We start from the raw sequence: 16,468 nt of genomic DNA, 5'->3' as shown, positions 1-16,468 counted from the left end.
CGGCGCCCTGGCTTGGGTCAAGGCGTCCCGGGGCGGGTCGTCGCTCGCCCGATGTCGGCCCTCACCTGGCCCGCCGACTTCGACGTACGGCGGCTGGCACCGACCGTCCCGACCGCCGGCACCCGCGACGCCGAGGACCTCGTCGCGCTGGTGGGTTTCGCGCAGTTCGCGGAGGGACGCAGCGGCTTCGCCGAGCTGCACGCCTACCAGGTCGAGCCCCGGCGCCACCATCACCCGCCCGACCAAGAACCCCCGCCGCCAGCGCCAGAACCGCCGCGCCCGCGAAGACGTCCTCTTCCGCGTGCCGGGCCCGCTCCGCCCGCTCCAGCCCCCGGTCGGTCGACCTCGACCCGCGAGCCGGCGGGGCTGGCACGCGCCGACCCGGCGGCTCAGGTCAGGCGTCGTCCGCGAGCTGCAGCCACTGCTCCTCGATCTCCTCGCGCTCGGCCCGTACGGCGCGCAGGTCGGCGTCCAGGGTCAGGAGTTTCTCGTGGTCGGTGGCGTGGGAGGCCATGAGGTCGTGGAGTTCGGCCTCGCGTTCGCCCAGGCGTTCGATGCGGCGTTCGAGGCGGTCGAGGTCCTTTTTGGCCTGCCAGGCGTTCTTGGTCACCTTCGGGGGCTCGACCGGGCGGGCGGGCTCCGGCTCGGCGGCCGTCCGGCGGCGGCGCGTCAGGTATTCGTCCACGCCGCCCGGCAGCATCTTCACCCCACCGTCGCCGATGAGGGCCACGACGTGGTCGCTGACGCGCTCCAGGAAATAGCGGTCGTGACTCACGAGCACCAGCGAACCCGGCCAGCCGTCGAGCAGGTCCTCCAGCTCGGTGAGCGTCTCGATGTCGAGGTCGTTGGTCGGCTCGTCGAGCAGCAGGACGTTGGGCTCGGCCATCAGCAGCCGCAGCAGCTGCAGGCGCCGGCGTTCGCCGCCGGACAGGTCGCCGATCGGGGTCCACTGGGCGTCGCCGCGGAAGCCGAACCGTTCGAGCATCTGGCCCGCGGTGAACTCCCGTTTGCCGACCGTGATGCGGTGTTTGATCTCCTCGACCGTCTCCAGCACGCGGCGGGACGGGTCGAGCTCGGCGAGCTCCTGGGACAGGTGCGCGAGACGGACGGTCTTGCCGGTGATCACGCGGCCCGACCTCGGCCGGACCGAGCCCTCCAGGAGCCGCAGCAGCGTGGTCTTGCCACTGCCGTTGACGCCGACCAGGCCCACCCGGTCGCCCGGGCCGAGATGCCAGGTCAGGTGCTCGAAGAGGGTGCGGTCGCCGACCTGGACGGCGACGTCCTCGACGTCGTAGACGGTCTTGCCGAGACGCGCGGTCGCGAAGCTCACCAGTTCGACGCTGTCGCGCGCCGGCGGCTCGTCGGCGATCAGCGCGTTGGCCGCGTCGACCCGGAACTTCGGCTTGGTGGACCGCGCCTGCGGCCCGCGCCGCAGCCAGGCCAGCTCCTTGCGGAGGAGGTTCTGCCGCTTTTCCTCGGTGGAGGCGGCGATGCGGGCACGCTCGGCCTTGGCCAGGACGTACGCGGAGTAGCCGCCCTCGTAGCGGTGCACCTGCCCGTCGGCCACCTCCCACGTCCGCTCGGTGACCTCGTCGAGGAACCACCGGTCGTGGGTGACGACGATCAGCGTGCGGTCCTTGAGATGGCCGGCCAGCCAGGCGATCGCCTCGATGTCGAGGTGGTTGGTCGGCTCGTCGAGGATCAGCAGGTCGGTCTGGGGCACCAGCAGCCGGGCCAGCGCCACGCGCCGCCGCTCGCCGCCGGACATGCCCTCCACCGGCGTGTCCAGGGGCACGCCGGGCAGCAGGCCGGCGAGGATCTCGCGCGCCCGCGCGTCACCCGCCCAGTCGTGTTCGGCCCGGTCGCCGAAGACCAGCGAGCGCACGGTCGACTCCGCCGGGAACTCGTCGCGCTGGCTCAGGAAGCCGAGCCGCGTCCCCCGCGTGTGAGTGACCCGCCCGTCGTCCGGCGGGATCCGCCCCGCCAGCAGCGATACCAGCGTGGACTTGCCGCCGCCATTGCGGCCCACGACGCCGACCCGATCCCCTGCCGCGACGCCGAGTGAGACGCCGTCGAGCAGAGGTTCCGGCCCGTACGCCTTGCCGAGACCTTCAACATTGATGAGATTCACAACGCCAGCAAGGCTATCCGCCCCGGCACACCCCGAAAACCGCCCCGCCCGCCTGTGGATAACCCGGTCCAGCCCGAATCTCCCGTAGAACCTCAGTTCACCGGCTCGGCGCCCGGGACAGGCCCGTGGGCCTGGCGGACCTGGGCGAAATGCGGCGTATCGGCCAGCGCAGCCGCCAGTTCGTCCGCGTGCGCGGCCGACGACGCCAGAAACGCGCACGTCGGGCCCGAGCCCGACACGACCGAGCCCAGCGCGCCCAGGGCCCGGCCCGCCGCCAGGGCCTCGCCCAGCGCCGGCCGCAGCGACAAGGCAGCCGGCTGCAGGTCGTTGTCCAGCGCCCGCCCCAGGCCGGCCGCGTCGCCGGTCTTCAGCGCCGTCATCAGGTCGTCCGAGACGCGCGGCCAGTGCTGCGGGCCGCCGCCGGCCGCCCGCAGCCGGTCGCACTCCGCGTACACGGCCGGCGTGGAGAGGCCGCCGTCGGCGTAGCCGAAGACCCAGTGGAACTCCCCCGTGACCTCGACCGAGGTCAGCCGCTCCCCCCGCCCCAGGCCCACGGCCGTGCCGCCGAGCAGCGCGAACGGCACGTCGCTGCCGATCTCGGCGCCCAGCTCCAGCAGCGTCTCCAGCCCCAGCCGCGACTCCCACAGCGCGTCGCACGCCACCAGGGCCGCCGCCGCGTCGGCGCTCCCCCCGGCCATCCCCCCGGCCACCGGGATGTCCTTGCGGATGTGCAGCGCGACGTGAGGCCGTACACCCACGTGGTCGGCGAGCAGCGTCGCGGCGCGGGCGGCCAGGTTGTCCGGGCCGGTCGGCACGCTTGAGGGGCCCTCCACCGAGACGCTCAGCTCCTCGGCGGGGGTGACGGTCACCGAGTCGAACAGCGACACGGCATGGAAGACGTTGACGAGGTCGTGGTAGCCGTCCTCGCGGACCGGGCCGACGCTGAGCTCGAGATTGACCTTGGCGGGTACGCGAACAGTGGTCACGGTCACCGGATGCTAGGGGATCCGCGCCGCTGCCGGGCGATCCGGGTGAAGGCGGCGACGTCGAGGGCCTCGCCGCGGGCGCGGGGGTCGACGTCCGCGGCGCGCAGTGTCTCCTCCGCCTCGGCGGCCGATCCGGCCCAGCCGGCCAGCGCCGCGCGGAGGGTCTTGCGCCGCTGGGCGAAGGCCGCGTCGATCACCGCGAAGACCTCCGTGCGCGGGACCTCTGCGGGAGACGTACGCCGGGTGAAGGCGACCAGGCCGGAGTCGACGTTCGGCACCGGCCAGAACACGGCGCGGCCGACGTTGCCCATGCGGCGCGCCTCGGCGTACCAGGCCATCTTCACCGACGGCACGCCGTACACCTTGCCGCCGGGCCCGGCGGTGAGCCGGTCGGCGACCTCGGCCTGCACCATGACCAGTCCGTGCCGCAGCGACGGGAACTCACTCAGCAGGTGCAGGACGACGGGCACGGCGATGTTGTACGGGAGGTTCGCGACGAGCGCCGTCGGCGGCGGCCCGGGGAGCTCGGTCACGCGGAGCGCGTCGGCGCGTACGACCTCCAGCCGGGAGGCGAGGTCCGGAGCGCGCTCGGCCACGGTCGGCGGCAGCCGCCGCGCCAGCGCCTCGTCCACCTCCACCGCGACGACCCGGCTCGCGGCGGGCAGCAGCCCGAGCGTCAGCGAGCCGAGGCCCGGCCCGACCTCCAGGACCACGTCCGACGGATCGACGTCGGCGTCGCGGACGATGCGGCGCACCGTGTTCGCGTCGATGACGAAGTTCTGGCCGAGCGTCTTGGTCGGGCGCAGGCCCAGTTCGGCGGCGAGCGTGCGGACGTCCGCCGGCCCCAGTAGTCGTTCAGCCACATACTCAGTGTCCCGCAGATGCAACGGTTCCGGCGCCAGGCGCGTCCCCGGTACCGAGGAGGGTGCCTTGAATGAAGCACTGAGCTTCGAGGAGTTCGCCGAGGCGCGGGCCGACGCCCTGATGCGTTACGCCTACGTACTGACCGGCGACCCGCACGACGCCGCCGACCTGTTGCAGGAGTCGCTCTTAAGGGTTCGCGCCGCCTGGCCGGGGATCGTCAACAAGCGCGAGCCGGAAGGTTACGTGCGCACCACGATGTCGCGGCTGCACATCAGTGTCTGGCGAGGGCGGAGGCGGGAACGCCTGATGCCCGAACCGCCCGAGCAGGGCTACGACGACGCCGCCCTGACCCGTGCCGAGGGCGACGACGGCCTGTGGCACGCCCTCGGCGGGCTGCCCCGCAAGCAGCGCGCCGTCCTTGTCCTTCGCTACTACGAGTCGCTCAGCGACGCGGAGATCGCCGATGTCCTCGGCATCTCGCGCGGCACCGTACGCAGCCAGGCCTCGCGTGCCCTGGACAAGCTGCGCGCGGCCTGGCGCCCGTCCGTCACGAATGGGAGTGTGCGATGACCGAGGAACTGGAGACCGCCCTGCGGCGGACGCTGAGGGACGCGGCCGAACGCGCCCCGAAGGCACCGCCGGGCATCGGCCGGGAGACGCGCCACCGTCGGGCGCCCCGCGGCTACTCGAAGATGGCGCTGACCGCCGCCGCCGTGACCGTGGCCATCGGGGGCGCCACGGTCGGCGGCCGTACGCTGATGCGCGGATCGCACTCGGCGAGCGGCACGCCGGTCGCCACCGCGAACCCGTCACCGTCGCTGCGCCCCCCGAAGAAGGTCAAGGTGCCGCCGATCGAGAAGGTCTGGCCGAAGACCGCGTACCGGGAGCCGCGCACCCTTCCAGGCGGCCGTGAGTACACACCGCTCGCCTTCATCGACGATCGCACCGTCCTCGTCTCGACCGACGCGAGCTTCGAGAAGGCCGGCAGTCTGTACTCCTATGACCTGCGCGATCACACCGCGAAGCACATCACCCAGGTCATCACGCCGCCGAACACGAGGATCTTCGCCACGGACTTCACCGTCGGCGGCGGATACGCCGTCTGGTGGTTCACCGGCGACTACGGCACCGACATCTGGTCGGCACCGCTGTCCGGCGGCCCGGCGCGTCTCGTCGACCGGGCGAAGACCCCCGCGCCGTCCCGGCTCACGGTCGACGGCACGGACGCCGTCTGGTCGGTCAGTGGCACCGGCGGCGTCCACCGGGCGCCCCTGGCCGGTGGCGGCCCCGCACGTGAGGTGCCGGGCAGCCGCAAGGCGCACATCCTCACCTGGCCGTGGATCGGGTCTCCGGCCGCGAACCAGTACCTCGGAAGGCAGGGGAAGAACGCCGGCGACATCGGCTTCGCCCATGTGAAGAACGTGCTCACCGGCCAGACGCTCTCGGCCCGCCTCACCGATCACGTGTCGTGGAACTGCGGCGTGACCTGGTGCGTCGGGAACGACGGGAAGGGCCTGACGGAGGCGCAGCGCCGCGACGGCAGCGGCCGCCGGGCGATCCCGCCTGGGGAGCCCGGCCCGTCGATGCCCCCGATCCTGGGCCGGTTCACCATCGCCCTGCCCTCCGGCGGCACCATCGCGGTGTACGACCTGGACACCGGCCGGATGGGCGACCTGCAGATCCACTCGGGCAAGGGCGGCGCGGGGCTCGTCAGTCCCTTCGGTCCTACGAGCAGGCTTTACTACACGACGACCAACGGCGGATACGTGATCGTTGACCTCGGTGCGATCCGGTGACGACACGCACCGTCACGATCATTACTCCCAGCGTGAACTGGGTAATGACGGAAGGCCGGGCTCTCAGCCGGAAACAAACGGGGTGAACGATGCGGCGTCATCGCTTGTCCGTCCTACTCGCCATCGGGAGCGGGCTCATCCTGTGCCCGGGCGCGATCGCCTCGACCGATCCGGGTGGCCGGCGTAGGGCGGCGCCGGACCAGCTCAGGGCCACCACCGGGTCCACCGCGGTCACGTTCCAGGTGCTTCCCGGGCCGACCATCAGCCCGACCGTCACACCGACGGCGCCGGCGAAGCCAGGCGCTGCGCCCGGTGATGAGGGACCCTCGTCCTTCGCCGGATCGGGCAACGACCAGTCCGTCGCCCTGGACGCCGACCACGGCGGGCACTCCGGCGGAGTCTCGTTCGGCCAAGGCGGCCATACCGGTCGTACCGGTCGTACCGGGCGGCAAGCGCGTCATCCCGGCCGGCACGGCCACCCGCGTACGCCGTCGGTCATCCGCGGCCGGACCGCCGGCGGGGCTCACGCCGGGAAACGTCCCGGCCACGCCCCGCGCCGGGGCCGGCTGCCGTTCACCGGCGGCGACGTCGGGGCGACCGTGCTGGCCGGGATGGCCGCCGTGCTCGCCGGCTCGATCGCGCTCTGCCGGGCGTCGGTACGGAGGCGGCTGACCGCGGTCACCAGGGGCCGAAGACACGCTCACCGGTCGCACTGATCGCGCCGCAGAGTTCGCCGAGGTCGATGCCCTTGACCTCGGCGAGGCAGCGGACCGTCAGCGGCACGAGGTAGGGCGCGTTGGGCCGGCCGCGGTACGGGACCGGCGTGAGGTAGGGCGCGTCGGTCTCCACGAGCAGGAGGTCCGGCGGCGCCACCTCGGCGGCCTCTCGCAGGTCACCGGCGTTCTTGAAGGTGACGTTGCCGGCGAAGCTCATGACGTAGCCGCGGTCGGCGCAGATCTTGGCCATCGCGCGGTCGCCGGAGAAGCAGTGGAAGACGACATTGTCCGGTGCGCCCTCCTCGGCAAGGACGCGCAGGACGTCGTCGTGCGCGTCGCGGTCGTGGATGACCAGTGCCTTGCCGGTGCGCTTGGCGATGTCGATGTGCGCGCGGAAGGACCGCTGCTGGTCGCCGGCCTCCGCCCAGTCGCGGTAGTAGTCGAGCCCGGTCTCGCCGACCGCGCGTACGTGCGGCAGCGCGGCCAGGCCGGCGATCTCGGCGAGCACCTCGTCGGTGGCGTTGCCCGCGTCGTTGGGGTGGATCGCCACGGCCCCGTAGACGTCGTCGTGGGCGGCGGCCGCCTCCGCGCACCAGCGCGAGGAGGGCAGGTCGTACCCCACGGTGACGACCCGGCGGATGCCGACGGACCGGCCGGCGGCCACGACCTCGGCCACCGGCGTCTTGAGGATGTCCAGGTGACAGTGGCTGTCGAACACCTCGGCCGCGAGCGGTTCGGGAGGCGGCGGCGCCGCCTCCCGTCCCTTGTCGCTCATGCCTGCTCGAGCCTGGCCAGCTCCTCGTCCACGACCGAGGGGTCGAGCTTGGCGAAGAGCGGCTTCGGCGGGGCCAGCGGGGTGCCCGGCCTGATCGGCTGGGACTCCCAGCGCGCGGCCGTGCCGTAGTCGCCGGTCAGCACCTGGTAGGCGGGACCGCCGTCCTCGTCGACGTCGCGGATCTCCGGCATGCCGCTCCACTCGCCCTCGCCGCCGAGCAGCTTGTGGACCTTGTCCGACGAACGCGGCAGGAACGGGGTCAGCAGTGTCTTGGCGTCGTCGATGAGCTGCAGCGCGACGTGCAGGATCGTCTTCATCCGCTCCGGGTCCTCGTTGCGGAGCTTCCACGGCGCCTGGTCGGAGAGGTACTTGTTGGCCTCCGCCACCGTGCGCATGGTCTCGCTGACGGCGTTCTTGAACCGCGACCGGGCCAGCTCCGCGCCGACCGCGTCGAACGCCTTGCGCGAGCGCTCCATGATCGCCCGGTCGCCGTCGGTCAGCTCACCCGCGGCCGGGATCTCACCGATGTTCTTGGCCGCGAAGGAGACCGAACGGTTGACCAGATTGCCCCACGCGGCGACGAGCTCGTCGTTGTTACGGCGGACGAACTCCGACCAGGTGAAGTCGGTGTCCTGGTTCTCCGGGCCGGCGACCGCGACGTAGTAGCGCAGGGCGTCGACGTCGTAGCGCTCGAGGAAGTCACGTACGTAGATCACGACCTGGCGCGAGGAGGAGAACTTGCGCCCCTCCATGGTCAGGAACTCCGAGGCGACCACCTCGGAGGGAAGGTTGAGCCTGCCGAGGGAGCCCGGCCGGCCGCCCTTGTCGCCCTCTCCGTCGTAGCCGAGCAGCATCGCCGGCCAGATCTCGGAATGGAAGACGATGTTGTCCTTGCCCATGAAGTAGTAGGACTCGGCGTCGGGACTCTGCCACCAGGCGCGCCACGCGTCGGGGTCGCCCGAGCGCTTGGCCCACTCGACCGAGGCCGAGAGGTAGCCGATCACCGCGTCGAACCAGACGTAGAGCCGCTTGTCCGGCCGGTCGATCCAGTCCGGCAGCGGCACCGGCACGCCCCAGTCCAGGTCACGGCTGATCGGCCGGGGCTGCATGTCGTCGAGGAGGTTGCGGGTGAACTTGTAGACGTTCGGCCGCCACTGTCCCTCCTTGCCCTGCAGCCACGAACCGAGGGTCGCGGAGAAGGCGGGCAGGTCGAGGAAGAAGTGCTCGGTCTCCACGAACTTCGGCGTCTCGCCGTTGATGCGGCTCTTGGGGTTGATCAGGTCGATCGGGTCGAGCTGGTTGCCGCAGTTGTCGCACTGGTCGCCGCGCGCGCCGTCATAGCCGCAGATCGGGCAGGTGCCCTCGATGTAGCGGTCGGGCAGCGTACGGCCGGTGGACGGGGAGATCGCGCCCATCGTGGTCTTCTCGAAGACGTAGCCGTTGGTGTGCAGGCCCCTGAAGATCTCCTGGGCGACGGCGTAGTGGTTGTTCGTCGTCGTCCGGGTGAACAGGTCATAGGACATGCCGAGGCCGTGGAGGTCCTGGCCGATCACCTTGTTGTAGCGGTCGGCGAGCTCGCGGGCGCTGACGCCCTCCTTGTCGGCCTGCACCTGGATCGGTGTGCCGTGCTCGTCGGTGCCGCTGACCATCAGGACCTTGTTGCCCGCCATCCGCTGGTAGCGGCTGAACATGTCGCAGGGCAGCGCGAAACCGGAGACGTGCCCGATGTGGCGGGGCCCGTTGGCGTACGGCCAGGCGGGCGCGGTCAGGATGTGTCGGCTGGACATGCCTCTAAGCCTAGAGGTCATGCCGTGATGCCTCACGCCGATATCCGATCCGCCCCGCCCGGCACGCCGGTTCACGCCGCGACGCGCTCCCCCTCGGCCTCGGCCATCGCGCGGGCGAAGTCCCGGGTCGAAAGCCAGAGCTTGTAGATGATCGCCACCTCGAAGACCAGCATCAGCAGGCCCGCCACGGCCGTCACCGGGATGATCGCCTGGCACAGCGGGCCGATGATGAAGACGGCCATCTGGAACTCGATCCCGCTGACCAGGTGCGGCCTGATCCGCCGCCGGGCCAGCCAGTCACGGACCCTCAGATACCAGGAGAACTGCGCCCGGAACTCCTGCTGAAGATCGATGGCCTGCGGGACCACCTCGTCGGGGACCTCGTCCGGATGGACGGGCAGCATCTGTTCGACGAACCGGTCCTCGCCCACGGCGCCGCGCGCCGCCCGCAGGCGCGAGCGCATCTCCCGGCGTGCCGCGGCCACCTTCAGCGCGTCCAGGTAGCGCAGCATGTCGAGGAAGACGATCGCCACGCCGAGCGCCAGGTACTCCGGGCGGCCGGTGGCCTCGTACTGGCCGCCCGTCAGCGCCAGCGCGCAGATCAGCACCCGCACCCGGTCGAAGACATAGTCGAGCCAGCTCCCGAAGACCGTGCCGGTCCCCTTCAGCCGGGCGATCTTGCCGTCCATGCAGTCGAGCACGAAGCTCAGGTGGTACAACACCGCACCGAGGACCAGCCATCTCGTGCCGGCCTCCCAGAAACACCAGGCCGCGCCGAGCCCGAGGACCAGGGCCCCGCTCGACAGGCTGTTGGGGCTCAGCGATGTCCGGTTCGCCGTGAACCGGACGAGACGCCCGGCCAGGGGGTCGACGAGCACGACGGTCCACCACGCGTCGCGGCCCTTGTACGTGCGCGACCGGACGTCCTCCAGTGTGAACCGCGCGTTCACCATGCCTCATCCACGTCGTATTCCTCGTCATCCGTCTCGAGTGCGTGACTGTCATCGCCCGCATGCAGGTCGGGTTCGGGACCGAGACGTGCTGCGATCTGCTCGAAAAGGGCTCTCAACATCGGCTCACCAATCGCTCGGCACCGCTCACACCGGTACTTCGCCCGACCGTGGATTCGGGTTCCCTCTCTCAGACGCCGGTGGATCGTCGCCGCTATGTCGCCGTCAGCTGAAAGATCAGCTTCGCGGGACGGCACCGATCCGGTCGGTCCAGCCGTCCCTGACGATCAATGTGGAACTGACGGGCTCGCTCTCGGCCTCGCCGTCCCTGCCGACCGGGTGGAACTCCTTGGCCAGGATCTCCCCCGACACGGGCTTGATGACCAGGTGCTCCTCTCCACGCTGGGCACTCTTCGGGACACGCTGCGACACGAGCGCCTGGGCGGGTACGGACAGCGCCACTCCGGACCGGCCGAGCCCGTCACGGACCTGGCCGAGGCTGCGGATCCCCGGCTGGGCGGCGAGCATCCGGTACGCCGCCGCGCGCACGTTCGGCGGCGCGGGCGAGGTGATGATCTCCATCGCGGCGTCGACGACGTTCTGGAGGTAGGACGGTTCCTGCGACTTCGCGTGGAACTTCGTCAGCAGCCGAAGGTTCCTTTTCCTGTCGGCACGGACCAGCTTCTCGAGCCCGGCCACGGTGTCGGGAAGCTTCGGCAGGTCGGCCATCTTCGTGCCCTTGGGGCCGAGTTCGAGGTACGGCTCGTTGTAGCGGGCGGTGGCGGTGAACGGCTTCGTGCCGGCGAGCGGCGGCGAGCCGGCCCGCTGCCACGCGGCCTTGTCGGCGGGAGTGGCGAAGCTGATCCTGACGTCCCGGTCCACTGAGCGCGACGGCCGGCCCTGCTGGTACGGGTCCCAGTTCTCCCAGGTGACGGTCTCGTACGCCCGGAACGGGTAATACGGGCCGGTCCGCGGCATCTCGTTCGCGACCGGGGGCGGCGGGTTGTCACCCGGCTGCCTGACGCGCTTGATGACACGGATCTGGGAGTACCAGTAGCTCCCGTGGGCGGCCGCCGGCCTGTGCTCGGTGAGCTCGGCGCTGGCCAGCAGGACCGACTTCGCGTCCAGAGGCCGCGGCGGCACCGCGGGCCCATGGCCCCTGCCGTGCACGGACATGACGGCGGGGACGGCGATCGCTCCGGCCGCCAGCGCGGCGGCGGCCGCACCGGCGAGGATCGGCACGGTCCTGCGGCGGCGCGTCGGGACGACCACAGGTTCGCGCGCGGCGGTCGTGATGCGGGTGAGGTCGGTGATCCGGCGCCGCGCCCGGCCTCGCCGGGGGACAGGCCGTACCAGGTCGCCAGCACGATGGCCTCGACGTCCTTCTCATTCAGCGCGGAAAGCGCCGCCTTCACGGCTTCGCGCTCGACGACGTGCTCGGCCACGTCCAGGTCGGCCAGGTCGGCCCTGCTGGTGGCCGCCGTGATCCGGTCGGCGAGCACCTGTCGCCGGCGGCCGGAGTCGTACTGCTTGTACAGCAGGTTGCGCGCGACGCCGAGAAGCCATGGCAGCGACGGGTCGGGCAGGTCGTCCAGTCGCCGCCAGGCGACCAGGAACACCTCGCTCACCACGTCCTCCGCGACGTCCTGCTCGGCCCGCAGCAACGCGTAGCCGAGCACACTCCTGTAGTGGCGGTCGTACAGGGCGGTGAATCGTTCGGCGGGATCGCTCACGCACGCGTCCTCTCCGTTCGGGGGTCGACACGGAGTAGTCCCTCCGGCGGGGCCGCCGCTTACACCGTGGCGCCACGAACGCGAAGAGGGCCCCGGCGTGTGCCGGGGCCCTCTTCGAAACGATCGTCAGGCGGTCTCTGCGGGGTCCTTGCTCTCCTCGTCCGCGTCCGCCTTCAGGTCGGCGTCGACCTTCAGCTTGAGCGTCTTGGTCTCGCCCGCCACCCGTACGACGGCGGCGTCCACCACGTCCGCGGCCTCCTCGGCCGGGTCCATGACCGGCGGGTGGGAGCGGCGGCGGATGGCGAGGATGCTGACGAACAGCGACGCGAAGATCATCTGGAAGCTCATGATCAGCGCGGTCGCGGCCGGCATCACGATGCGGAGCGAGTCGCGCGGGTCGAGCTCGCCGAAGCTGTGACCTTGCCAGTGGACCAGCGAGGCCACCAGGCCGACGAGGCCGGCGAGGGCGAGCAGGCCGCCGACGACGAGGCCGCGTTCGAGGCTCCAGGAGTCGACGATGCGCTGCACACGCCGGTCGTGCGGGAGGAAGCCCTCCTCCATCGCGTAGACCTTGGTCAGCAGCGCGAACAGCACGGCCTGGAAGCCGATCACCAGCATGGCCGAGGTGCCGACGAGGGTGTCGACGTCGAAGGCGATGTCGCCGACGTGGATCGGGCCGGCGGACAGCGCGACGCTGCCGACCAGGCCGAGGGTCATGAGGAGCAGACCGGGGATCAGGAACAGCCAGCGCGGGCTGTAGAGCATGAGGAACCGCAGATGGCGCCAGCCGTCGCGCCACGTGCTGAGGTGCGGGGCGCGGGTGCGGCCGTCCGGGGACAGCGTCGTCGGGACCTCGCGCACGTCGTACTTGGCGAGCGTGCAGCGGACGACCATCTCGCTGGCGAACTCCATGCCGCCGGTCTGCAGCCCGAGCCGCAGGATCGACTCGCGGCGGAATCCGCGCAGCCCGCAGTGAAAGTCACCGATCTTGCTGCGAAAGAACAGCCGGCCGACGAAACTGAGGACCGGGTTGCCGAGGTAGCGGTGCAGCGGCGGCATGGCGCCGTCCGCGATACCGCCCTTGAACCGGTTGCCCATGACCAGGTCGGCGCCGTCCCGCAGCTCGGTGAGGAACGGCATCAGAGAGGTGAAGTCATAGGAGTCGTCGGCGTCGCCCATCACGACATACGTGCCGCGAGCCGCACGGATGCCGCCCATGAGGGCGTTGCCGTAACCCTTGTCGGTCACCGGCACGACGCGGGCACCTGCCTCGCGGGCGAGCTGCTGACTGCCGTCGGTGCTGCCGTTGTCGGCGATGATGACCTCACCGTCGATGCCGTGCTCAGCGAAGGAACCGAGGGCCTTCCGCACACAGGTCTCTACGGTCTCCGCCTCGTTAAGGCAAGGCATGACCACGGAGAGTTCCACGTCGTGTCCTCCATTACCCCTCTGCCACGAGCTTTGGGGGTTTCGACTAACCTCGTCATTGTTCCGACAAGTGGCGTGTGTTACCCATGATGCCCGCCGACGAGCGACTACGTGTTGCAAAGCCGCAACCTTTGGCTCCACATGGAGCACTCGGGTGACGGCAGGCTGGGGATACAGGATAAGGGCTGTGCTGTCCAGAGAGGTCGGTCGGACTTGACTAGCGCGGGAGAACAGGGCGGCGAATCCGCCGTGACGGGGGCGCCGTCGCCGGTGCCTCCCGACCCGTCCGCCGAGGAGAAATCGCAGGTCACAAGGGTTGAGCCCGCGACCGAAGAAACACCGGCCGAAGAAGAGAACGCACCGGCCGAGAAGGACGCCTCGCGCGCCCACCGGATCTCGCTCCCCTCATTCGATTCCGTTTCGTTCGGATCCCTCGCCGCGTCTCTGACCGGCCTGGTCACGGGTCTCGTCGCGCTCGTCCGCCGGCACAAGACGTTCACCGCCGTGCTCGCCGGCGGCACGCTGCTGCGAATGCTCGCCATGCTGGGTTACCGCCCGGCGTCGTGGTTCAACGACTCGTTCGACTATCTCCACGTCGCGATGTCGCCGTACCCGCATCCGATCCGGCCGGACGGCTACTCCTTCTTCCTGTGGATCCTCAAGCCCTTCCACAGTTTCGCCCTGGTGGCCGGCCTGCAGCATTTGATGGGGCTGGCCGGCGCGGTGATGATCTACGCGCTGCTGCGCAAGAGGTTCGGGCTGCCCGGCTGGGGGGCGGCGCTGGCGACGGTGCCGCTGCTGTACGACGCGTACCAGATCCAGCTCGAGCACCTGATCCTGTCCGACATCACGTTCGAGTTCCTGCTCGTGTCGGTGGTCACCATCCTGCTGTGGCACGGCAAGGCGCTGACCTGGAAGATCGGTGGCGTCGTCGGGCTGCTTCTCGGGATCGCCACGCTGACCCGTACGGTCGGCGAGCCGGTACTGATCGCGATCGTCGTCTACCTGTTGATCCGGCGGTTCAACTGGCGCGTCCTCGTCGCCACGATCGCGCTGTGCGCCCTGCCGATCGGCGCGTACGCCGGCTGGTTCTGGTCCTGGTACGGCAAGCCGGGCATGACCACGAGCAGCGGCGTCTTCCTCTACGCGCGGGTCACCGAGTTCGCCGACTGCAACAAGATGAAGCCGCCGGTCTCGGAGTACCCCCTCTGCAAGGACAGCAAGACCTCCCACACTCCGCTGACCTTCTCCCAGGACGCGATCTGGGACCGCAACTCGCCGTTCCACCGCATCCCGGCCCAGCGGTTCACCGACTACCAGAACCAGCTCGCGGGCGACTTCGCCAAGCGGGCGATCCTGGCCCAGCCGCTCGACTACGCCCGCGTCGTCGCGAAGGACTTCTTCTACACGTTCCGCTGGCACCGCACGGTCTTCCCCGACAAGGCGACGTACCAGATGTACCAGTTCGGGAAAAAGTCGGCGGCGCTGCCGAGCTGGCGGATGAGCCGCGACCGTACGGCCTCCTCCGAGGCGCACGCCTACGAGGACGGCAACGCGCGCACCCGCATCATCGACCCGTACGCGTCGACGATCCGCACCTACCAGCAGGGCGTCCACCTGCCCGGCACGGTGCTCGGCGGGATCCTCATCATCGGCCTCGCCGGGATGGTCCCGATGTGGCGGCGCTGGGGCGGCGAGTCGTTCCTGCCCTGGATCACCGCGACGGGCCTGCTGCTGGTGCCGCCGGCGACGGCCGAGTTCGACTACCGGTACGTCCTGCCGACCGTGCCGCTGGCCTGTGTCGCCGCGGCCATCACCTTCACCCGGGAGCCGCGCGAGCGGCTCGGGCGGATGCTGCGGTGGCGCCGCTCCGGCGAGACCGCCCCCGGCGGCGAACCGGAGAAGAAGCCGACGGACGAGCCGTCCGCGAAGGACACGGTGACCGCGTGACCGCGGACGGCTTCGGCTCAGTACGCGTGGAGCCGGCGGAGCCGGAAGATCATCTCCAGTTCGGCGTAGCGCTGCCGCGGGAGCGGCCGCGCCTCGGCCCAGCCGGTCGGGAGGATCTTGACGTCGTACCCGCCGCACGATGGGCAGAACAGCTCCGCCCACGGTGAGATGCAGCGCTGGCCGAGGCGGCTGTAGAGAACGACCGCCCCGCCGTGGCCGTCGGAGGAACGGCCGACCTCGAACTCCTCCTGCCATTCGTGCAGGCAGCCGAGGCACTCGTACTTCCACGTCTCATTCGAGATCATGGATTCGTGCATAACCTGTCACCCCCGGGCGAGCCGGATTACGTCCCGCCCTTGAGTTTCCTCCATTTGACGCCACTTGTAGCCCTCTGAGCTGCGTAAAGATTAAGTCAAATAATGGTCATCGTGCGGTTTTTCGCGCAATAACTGCGTCATAAAGCACCCTTTTTTGGACACGATGTTCACGTGCAACCTCCCCGATCGCCTGCTTTCGCGGTATTCCGTCTTTGGCCCGGCGCTCGACCTCCTCGGCCAGCTCACCCAGGTCCGCGTCGCCCGAGCGTTCCGGCGCGCCCCCGACGACGACCGTGATCTCACCGCGCACGCCGTCCGCGGACCACACGGCCAGCTCGCCGAGCGGGCCGCGGCGTACCTCCTCGTACGTCTTCGTCAGCTCGCGGCACACCGCGGCCGGCCGGTCCGCGCCGAGTGCGGCGGCCATCGCCTCCAGCGCGGCGGTCAGCCGGTGAGGCGCCTCGAAGAACACCATCGTGCGGGGCTCCTCCGCGAGGGAGGCGAGCCGCGCCGAGCGCTCTCCCGCCTTGCGCGGCAGGAACCCCTCGAAGCAGAAGCGGTCGCTCGGCAGCCCGGAGATCACCAGCGCGGTCGTGACCGCGGAGGGGCCCGGCAGGACCGTCACCGGCACCTCGGCCTCGATCGCGGCGGTGACGAGGCGGTAGCCGGGGTCGGAGACGCCCGGCAGTCCCGCATCAGTGATCACGAGCACGTCGCGGCCCTCCCGCAGCTGTTCCACCAGCTCGGCGGCGCGTGCGCGCTCGTTCGCGTCGTAGTAGGACACGATCCGCGCGGCGGGGTCGACGCCCAGGTCAGCGGTGAGGCGGCGCAACCGGCGCGTGTCCTCCGCGGCTATGATGTCGGCCTCGGCGAGAGCCGTGCGAAGGCGTTCGGATGCGTCTTCCGTACGGCCGATCGGCGCGGCGGCCAGCGTCAGCGTCCCAGTGGTTTGCACACCACCCATCTTCGACCACGTCCCAGGCCCGCGGTTCCGGCCGGGGAGGGTCCGGCGAGAGCAGGCGGCGCGAAGTGCAC

Annotated in this window: 14 protein-coding genes and 1 pseudogene; 4 read left to right on the top strand and 11 right to left on the bottom strand. The window is 70.6% G+C overall.

What is annotated here, in order from left to right; all coding sequences use genetic code 11:
- Positions 1–394: 394 nt before the first annotated feature.
- The 3 genes from QWU11_RS07750 to rsmA all read right to left on the bottom strand — a co-directional run bounded on the left by QWU11_RS07750 (position 395) and on the right by rsmA (position 3,980).
- A complete protein-coding gene (locus tag QWU11_RS07750; protein WP_290104359.1) occupies positions 395–2,131 on the bottom strand; it encodes an ABC-F family ATP-binding cassette domain-containing protein in 1,737 nt (578 codons plus the stop codon).
- Positions 2,132–2,223: 92 nt separating this feature from the next.
- Positions 2,224–3,123 (bottom strand): 4-(cytidine 5'-diphospho)-2-C-methyl-D-erythritol kinase, encoded by a 900-nt coding sequence (locus tag QWU11_RS07745; RefSeq protein ID WP_290104358.1) that lies wholly within the window; start codon positions 3,121–3,123, stop codon positions 2,224–2,226.
- Positions 3,120–3,980 carry a 16S rRNA (adenine(1518)-N(6)/adenine(1519)-N(6))-dimethyltransferase RsmA gene (gene rsmA / locus QWU11_RS07740; RefSeq protein WP_290104357.1) on the bottom strand — a complete coding sequence of 287 codons (861 nt, stop codon included), beginning with the start codon at positions 3,978–3,980 and terminating at the stop codon, positions 3,120–3,122. The genes QWU11_RS07745 and rsmA overlap by 4 nt, the downstream gene beginning before the upstream one ends.
- A 67-nt stretch (positions 3,981–4,047) precedes the next feature.
- Here rsmA and QWU11_RS07735 point away from each other — a divergent pair, with 67 nt between their 5' ends.
- From QWU11_RS07735 to QWU11_RS07725, 3 genes are all read left to right on the top strand, one after another.
- Positions 4,048–4,551, top strand: coding sequence for a SigE family RNA polymerase sigma factor (locus QWU11_RS07735; protein ID WP_290104356.1), 504 nt, complete (start codon positions 4,048–4,050; stop codon positions 4,549–4,551).
- Positions 4,548–5,777, top strand: coding sequence for a hypothetical protein (locus tag QWU11_RS07730; RefSeq protein ID WP_290104355.1), 1,230 nt, complete (start codon positions 4,548–4,550; stop codon positions 5,775–5,777). Before QWU11_RS07735 ends, QWU11_RS07730 begins: the two co-directional genes overlap by 4 nt.
- An 89-nt stretch (positions 5,778–5,866) precedes the next feature.
- The gene (locus QWU11_RS07725; protein WP_290104354.1) at positions 5,867–6,493 is read left to right on the top strand and encodes a hypothetical protein; all 627 of its coding nucleotides are present in this window, start codon (positions 5,867–5,869) and stop codon (positions 6,491–6,493) included.
- On the opposite strand, the gene QWU11_RS07720 is transcribed toward QWU11_RS07725, so the two are convergent.
- The 6 genes and pseudogenes from QWU11_RS07720 to QWU11_RS07700 all read right to left on the bottom strand — a co-directional run bounded on the left by QWU11_RS07720 (position 6,456) and on the right by QWU11_RS07700 (position 13,166).
- Positions 6,456–7,268, bottom strand: coding sequence for a TatD family hydrolase (locus QWU11_RS07720; protein WP_290104353.1), 813 nt, complete (start codon positions 7,266–7,268; stop codon positions 6,456–6,458). The two genes, QWU11_RS07725 and QWU11_RS07720, sit on opposite strands and share 38 nt — an antisense overlap.
- Complete coding sequence (gene metG / locus QWU11_RS07715) at positions 7,265–9,055, bottom strand: methionine--tRNA ligase (protein WP_290104352.1); 1,791 nt, start codon at positions 9,053–9,055, stop codon at positions 7,265–7,267. The genes QWU11_RS07720 and metG overlap by 4 nt, the downstream gene beginning before the upstream one ends.
- 71 nt (positions 9,056–9,126) lie before the next feature.
- The gene (locus QWU11_RS07710) at positions 9,127–10,008 is read right to left on the bottom strand and encodes a CDP-alcohol phosphatidyltransferase family protein (RefSeq protein ID WP_290104351.1); all 882 of its coding nucleotides are present in this window, start codon (positions 10,006–10,008) and stop codon (positions 9,127–9,129) included.
- A gap of 234 nt (positions 10,009–10,242) precedes the next feature.
- Positions 10,243–11,361, bottom strand: a complete 1,119-nt coding sequence (locus QWU11_RS07705; RefSeq protein WP_290104678.1) for a CU044_5270 family protein — start codon at positions 11,359–11,361, stop codon at positions 10,243–10,245.
- A gap of 164 nt (positions 11,362–11,525) precedes the next feature.
- Positions 11,526–11,738 (bottom strand): annotated as a pseudogene (locus QWU11_RS47255) (sigma factor); the annotation flags it as partial.
- 126 nt (positions 11,739–11,864) lie between these two features.
- Positions 11,865–13,166, bottom strand: a complete 1,302-nt coding sequence (locus QWU11_RS07700) for a glycosyltransferase family 2 protein (protein WP_290104350.1) — start codon at positions 13,164–13,166, stop codon at positions 11,865–11,867.
- A 213-nt stretch (positions 13,167–13,379) separates the two neighbouring features.
- Here QWU11_RS07700 and QWU11_RS07695 point away from each other — a divergent pair, with 213 nt between their 5' ends.
- Positions 13,380–15,116, top strand: a complete 1,737-nt coding sequence (locus QWU11_RS07695; RefSeq protein WP_290104349.1) for a hypothetical protein — start codon at positions 13,380–13,382, stop codon at positions 15,114–15,116.
- 17 nt (positions 15,117–15,133) lie between these two features.
- Here the strand turns inward: QWU11_RS07695 and QWU11_RS07690 are convergent, their stop codons facing one another.
- Together QWU11_RS07690 and rsmI are read right to left on the bottom strand one after the other, a co-directional pair.
- On the bottom strand, positions 15,134–15,421 hold the full coding sequence (locus tag QWU11_RS07690; protein WP_290104348.1) for a hypothetical protein: 288 nt from the start codon (positions 15,419–15,421) through the stop codon (positions 15,134–15,136).
- Between the two features lie 118 nt (positions 15,422–15,539).
- Positions 15,540–16,397, bottom strand: coding sequence for a 16S rRNA (cytidine(1402)-2'-O)-methyltransferase (gene rsmI, locus QWU11_RS07685; RefSeq protein ID WP_290104347.1), 858 nt, complete (start codon positions 16,395–16,397; stop codon positions 15,540–15,542).
- Between the last annotated feature and the right edge of the window lie 71 nt (positions 16,398–16,468).

Origin of the sequence: Actinomadura sp. DC4, from assembly GCF_030406325.1 — a bacterium.
Taxonomy (GTDB): domain Bacteria; phylum Actinomycetota; class Actinomycetes; order Streptosporangiales; family Streptosporangiaceae; genus Actinoallomurus.
Note: the sequence above shows the minus strand (reverse complement) of the source record. Positions and strands in the feature narration are given on the sequence as shown.

What these genes read in the sequence shown, in the direction of transcription:
- QWU11_RS07730 (WP_290104355.1), top strand. Translation starts at nt 4,548, where the DNA reads ATGACCGAGGAACTGGAGACCGCCCTGCGGCGGACGCTGAGGGACGCG.
- QWU11_RS07725 (WP_290104354.1), top strand. Translation starts at nt 5,867, where the DNA reads ATGCGGCGTCATCGCTTGTCCGTCCTACTCGCCATCGGGAGCGGGCTC.
- QWU11_RS07720 (WP_290104353.1), bottom strand. Translation starts at nt 7,268, where the DNA reads ATGAGCGACAAGGGACGGGAGGCGGCGCCGCCGCCTCCCGAACCGCTC.
- metG (WP_290104352.1), bottom strand. Translation starts at nt 9,055, where the DNA reads ATGTCCAGCCGACACATCCTGACCGCGCCCGCCTGGCCGTACGCCAAC.
- QWU11_RS07710 (WP_290104351.1), bottom strand. Translation starts at nt 10,008, where the DNA reads ATGGTGAACGCGCGGTTCACACTGGAGGACGTCCGGTCGCGCACGTAC.
- QWU11_RS07690 (WP_290104348.1), bottom strand. Translation starts at nt 15,421, where the DNA reads ATGATCTCGAATGAGACGTGGAAGTACGAGTGCCTCGGCTGCCTGCAC.
- rsmI (WP_290104347.1), bottom strand. Translation starts at nt 16,397, where the DNA reads ATGGGTGGTGTGCAAACCACTGGGACGCTGACGCTGGCCGCCGCGCCG.